The 4,912-nt window shown below is 33.6% G+C and carries 7 protein-coding genes; 3 read left to right on the forward strand and 4 right to left on the reverse strand.

Going from position 1 to position 4,912, the window contains the following annotated elements; genetic code table 11:
• On the reverse strand, window positions 1-306 hold a 306-nt coding region (locus IGJ90_RS15105; RefSeq protein ID WP_438768539.1), incomplete at its 3' end, for a plasmid recombination protein.
• Between the two features lie 968 nt (window positions 307-1,274).
• Here IGJ90_RS15105 and bacA point away from each other — a divergent pair.
• Together bacA and IGJ90_RS15115 are read left to right on the forward strand one after the other, a co-directional pair.
• Window positions 1,275-1,694, forward strand: a complete 420-nt coding sequence (gene bacA / locus IGJ90_RS15110) for a bacteriocin 51 precursor BacA (protein ID WP_438768540.1) — start codon at window positions 1,275-1,277, stop codon at window positions 1,692-1,694.
• Between the two features lie 25 nt (window positions 1,695-1,719).
• Window positions 1,720-1,887, forward strand: a complete 168-nt coding sequence (locus IGJ90_RS15115; RefSeq protein ID WP_172675444.1) for a hypothetical protein — start codon at window positions 1,720-1,722, stop codon at window positions 1,885-1,887.
• A gap of 107 nt (window positions 1,888-1,994) precedes the next feature.
• On the opposite strand, the gene IGJ90_RS15120 is transcribed toward IGJ90_RS15115, so the two are convergent.
• Entirely contained in the window at window positions 1,995-2,399 is a 405-nt protein-coding gene (locus tag IGJ90_RS15120; protein WP_438768541.1) for a hypothetical protein, read from the reverse strand.
• A gap of 127 nt (window positions 2,400-2,526) precedes the next feature.
• Complete coding sequence (locus IGJ90_RS15125; protein ID WP_438768542.1) at window positions 2,527-3,264, reverse strand: replication initiation protein; 738 nt, start codon at window positions 3,262-3,264, stop codon at window positions 2,527-2,529.
• Window positions 3,265-3,897: 633 nt separating this feature from the next.
• Here IGJ90_RS15125 and IGJ90_RS15130 point away from each other — a divergent pair.
• Window positions 3,898-3,984, forward strand: a complete 87-nt coding sequence (locus IGJ90_RS15130; protein ID WP_128712842.1) for a type I toxin-antitoxin system Fst family toxin — start codon at window positions 3,898-3,900, stop codon at window positions 3,982-3,984.
• A gap of 280 nt (window positions 3,985-4,264) precedes the next feature.
• On the opposite strand, the gene IGJ90_RS15135 is transcribed toward IGJ90_RS15130, so the two are convergent.
• Window positions 4,265-4,912, reverse strand: a 648-nt coding sequence (locus IGJ90_RS15135; RefSeq protein ID WP_438768543.1) for a plasmid recombination protein, incomplete at its 5' end; no start/stop codon positions are given.

Here is a 4,912-nt window from a genome sequence, read left to right on the forward strand (position 1 = left end):
AAATCGGTGAATTTCTTCTGGAGATAACGAGATAAAAAAAGCAGAATCACTACTAATCAACCATTCCACTACAAGAATGGCGTCTTTTCTTAGCGCACGATCAGTTGCTTTGTTTTGAGTGATATATCCGATAATTGCTTTTTTATAGCTGATACTTGAATCTAACACGAGGTCATAATTTAAGCAGGTAAGTGTGGTATCGATTTCTTTGGGCAGGGGAGATTTGAACTTTCTTTTGTTGTGATTTTCGATAATGGTTAACGTTCCTCGGTTAATTTTTTGCATACGCGCAATAAGCATAGACATGCGGACAACCTCCTTTGTTTTTTTGAGGGAATTTTTTTCACAAGTTTTTTGTAAGAGCATAAGGGGAACCTGATATCAAAATTGATATAAACCGCAGTGCGGTTTGGTTCTAGCATGATATCACTTTTTTTGTGAAAATCGGCTAAAAAGCGGTTTCTGCCGGCTGGCGAAAACCTTGATATTATGCGGTTTTTGAATTTTTAACGGTAAAAACCGTCTTTTTACCGACTGAAAAACTAATTTGTATAAAGTATAATAAATAGACTTTATCTTGTAAACAAACCAATTGTTTTTTCGAGTAAAAACGGAAATTTTAGCCAATTTTCTAGGAAAATACCCATTAAATTTTTAAGAAATACCTCACTTAATTGTTGAGAAAACCGTTTTTTATAAAATAACAAAAACACCTAAATTTTTAGGTGCTATAAATGTGCTAGGTTCATACGACATACCTGCTATAAATGTATTATGACAATGTATAAAATCGCATTAAATCAAGCTTAAAACACATGTTAGAAACCTGCTATATACCTACTATGAATGTGCTATGAGTGAGCAAAAATGTACTACACCGGAAAGCCTTGCACTGCAAGGCGGGACACCCTGTGTGTCCCCCATTTCCCCTTATGCTCTTCAGAACATTTATTAAACAAGTGAAAGAAATTTATAAAATAACAATTTGAATAATTTGCAATAGAAAGCTTTTAGACGAATTAAGTAAGTGAAAATATAAAGAATAAAGAAACCTTCAGAAACGCATATACCAATTGTTATGAATTAACCTTTTGACGATATAAAAAGTTGTTATAAAGCTTTTTAAGAAAAAGAAATATAACTATATCATTTATCAATAAAAAGAATATAAGTATTCATTTTTTTTATTGAAAAAATATTGACAAAATGAAATTGTCAGACTATTCTAAAAACAAAGAAAACGTTTTCTCTAATTGAAAATTAGGGGTGATTTTATGAGTTACAAGAAAAAACTTATTGTTGGTATTGCAAGTATTTCATTGATTTTTAGTAGTTCTTGTATTGCTTTAGTAGCTAATACAACTACCGTTGAAGCTAGCAGTAGCTCATATAGACACAACCATGCTGGTTATAGATGTTATAGAATGAGTTATTATGTAAGTCCTGCTAAATGTAAACAATTATCTCGACAAACTGGTAACCTTAAAACTGTTTCAGCTATTTCAAATTTTATTGGTTTGTCTGGACTGACACCAGGAATTGTATCATTGGTTTTTGGTTCTGCAGTTAATGCTAATAATGTCTTTGTTACAGCAGCAAGGAGAGGAAAAGGGGTTCAATTAAACTATATTGCTCATTTTAGTAATACAACAACCTACAACTATAGTTCTAATCAAAATTATGTTATTAAATAAAACTTTAAGTTAGGAGGAATATTCTATGAAATTAACCAAAATTGCTCTGGTTTTAGCTGTTATTGCAGGTATTATTTTGTATTTTGTGTTGCCTGCTAATCAATTCTTCCTTTACTTTGGAATACCTGCTATTTTAATAGTGAATGGAATAAGAATTTTTGAACAACGGAAAAAACCACATTCTACCTGTTAGCTTTTATTTGCTAGTGAATGATTGTATTTTATGTTATAAAACAATTTAATTAACTACAAAAAGCCATCGTATCAAGGGATACGATGGCTTTTTGTAGTTTTATAGATCTATTTTTTTTCTCGCTGTTGTTCAACGCACTTTCTAAGAACTAATATTGCTTTATTAGTGTTAGCTGGTATACACCAAGCTTTAATATTTGCCTTGTTTTTTTCAAGCATTTCACTTAATTCCTTTTCTTCAGTATCGTTTAGAGAGCTTTTTAAAAGTATTTTTTCTAGGAATTTGTAATCTTTCTTTTGTTTTCGTAAAGCGTAAGATAAACCGCCTTTTGTGTAATTACTGAAGAACAGATTTTTTGCTATTTCTCGATAGTTTAAAAACATTTCATGTTGAGCAGCACCTACAGAAACCTCTTGTTTTAGTTGACGAAATTCAATTAATAAGTTTTGAATTTCTTTGCGAATATACGCTTTTTTGTTTTTGATAATGATTGTGTTTACTTGTTTTGTCATGAGAATGACCTCCAAAATAATTTATTTTAGAAGTCCTCACGCAAATATGCTAAAATAATCTAGCAGTCCGGAAGATTGCATGAGGAACTTGCTAACTTACTTAATTGTGAGGGGGCAAGTTCTTTTTTTATTCTCCGTTTACCCAGTCATGCATGGTTATGCTTGTTTTATTATTTTTCAGACCAGTAAACATAAATTCTAGTTTGGCAATTTTATTGCCTTTTTTTGCTTTGACTTTTATTAATTCCAAGTTCTCAAAATAATTATCGAGCTCTTTCATTGCTGGTTTTAGAACCTTTTGATCAATCTGACCCATTTGTGTGTACGATTTTGGAACGTCCATTATTTCCTTAAATTCATCAATATTTACTTGGTAATATCCTGTAGAGCGATACTGCATAAGCAAACGGAACAATGTTTTTGCATAACTTGAACGAATCGACGTAAAGGCTGCAAGCTCAAACTTGCTAAATTCGGTAGTTAAGCCATTTATAACTGATTCAAGTTTAGAGTTTACGCTAACTTTAACTACTTGCTGTTTTGTACTTACCTCAAAGCCTGTAAATAAAACAAAACGTCTGAATCCGTCATCATCGTCATCAAATAAATTTTCACGGTAAGTTAGTTGTAACATTTTACTGTACATGCTATCTAAATCCTTTATAAAAGCTTTAGTAGCAGTCATTTTGTAGTCACTAAGATTCCGAAGTTCTTCAAAAGTAAATGCAATCTCTTCAGTTCCACGTTCTTTCATTCGTGCACATAAAGCAAAAAATAAATCCATTTCTTTGGAATTGAAATTTTTTAAAGGCACTAAGTTTAATTTGTTTTGATATTTAACAGCTAATTCCGTTTTTTCTTTCATTCCTTTCGCCCCCTCACGGATATTAATATAACAAACACTACCCTAATAGTCAATGGATAGTGTTTGTTACAAAAACAGATAAAAAGGTGTTAGTACTCAGATAAAAAGGTGTTAGTACTCAGATAAAAAGGTGTTAGTACTCAGATAAAAAGGTGTTAGTACTCAGATAAAAAGGTGTTAGTACCCTCCGCTCTCCCTTAGAGCCACATGGCACACAGCCCGCCTAAAAAGGTTTTAAAAAGTATTAAAAAAATATATATAAAAATAATATAAAATTAAACGCGCGTGCGCGCGAGAAATTTCCCGCCTAAAATCCATTCCTTTTTTCCTCAAACAGGTTCGCGAATTTTTCTAAACTGTAAATCTTGCTCCCTACGGTCGCTTAAAAGGTGTGTTCGCTTCGCTCTCACATTGTACTGCGCAGTCGCCTAAAGGCTCCTTTGCTAACCCCGTTTTTAAAGAGGTCTTTGTGAGGCTCTGAGAGCTTGTTTAAGCCGTTTTAAGACAGTTTCAGTATAAATCCCTTATTCTTGTTTGTAGGCGCCTTACAGGCGGTCAGGGCAAGCCCTAACAACCCTAAAGCAATTATGCTATACTCATTAACGGCAACTGCCCCGTAAGGGGGTGTTATCCATGTTAGAAAAATTAATCTCGTTGATTATCGCCCCGCTTTTAGTAGGTCTAGTACTTTTACTAGTTGATCGTTGGTTAGACGATTAGCCGATAGTCGAAGCAGTTGCCTTCTAACTCCAACGCTGCAGTCGCAACAGCGCAAAAAAAGCCCTCCTATTCGCTGTAGGAGGGCTTTTTGGTGTATCCATGCTATTTAATCTCGCTTCGCATGTCTAATATAACAAATTAGACTAAAAAAAGCAAATATACAATTTCCACCGAATGCCTTTATTTTTCGTTCTAAGCGATTTTCTGGTTAAATCGATATTTTACACCTGATTTAATTTAAAAGCTCTTAGAATTGAAATTAGAGCTGTTTAAATTGATTTTAGTTATTTTCTGGCGAAGTTTTTTTTAATTTGGCAAGCCTCTCTCTTAATTGTCCATTTTCCGAAGCTACCCGTTTGGAAATATTGATTAATTCTTGATTGTAGTACTTTAAATTTTTGTTTTCTAGCAACAAGTCTTTATTGACTTCTTTTGTTATTTTTGAAATATTCATGGCTTTCTTTGCTTGTTCCAACAGGTCACATAGCTCTTGATAGTGTTCGTGAGATAACTTGGCTGTTTTAGAAAATAGGGGAAAGGTTACCCAGCTGTTTAGTTTTTCTTGAAACTGTTTTGTCTCAGAATCAATGGCTTGAAGATAGTCTTGAAACGTTTGTCGTTCTAACGCTAAAGCTTCTTTTTCTTGCGCAAGTTGTTCCCATTCTTCCTCCAGTTTGAGTGGGTTGCGCGCTTTTTTCTTTTGGCCACGTGAAATATCAAATCCAGCATGTGTTAAATAGTCGGGCAATTCGGCTTGAATGTTTCGCAATTCTTCTCGGGTAAAAACCGTTTTTGCTGTTAATCGTCCCTCACGCAATGGGACAACGCCTAAATGCATATGGGGGATAGGTTCGTCTAAATGGACTTGCGCATAAGCAACGTTGCTTATGCCGTATCGTTTTTGAAAAAATTCTAGCGCTGTTTGGAA

This window comes from Enterococcus sp. AZ129 (assembly GCF_051714505.1).
GTDB lineage: Bacteria > Bacillota > Bacilli > Lactobacillales > Enterococcaceae > Enterococcus > Enterococcus faecalis.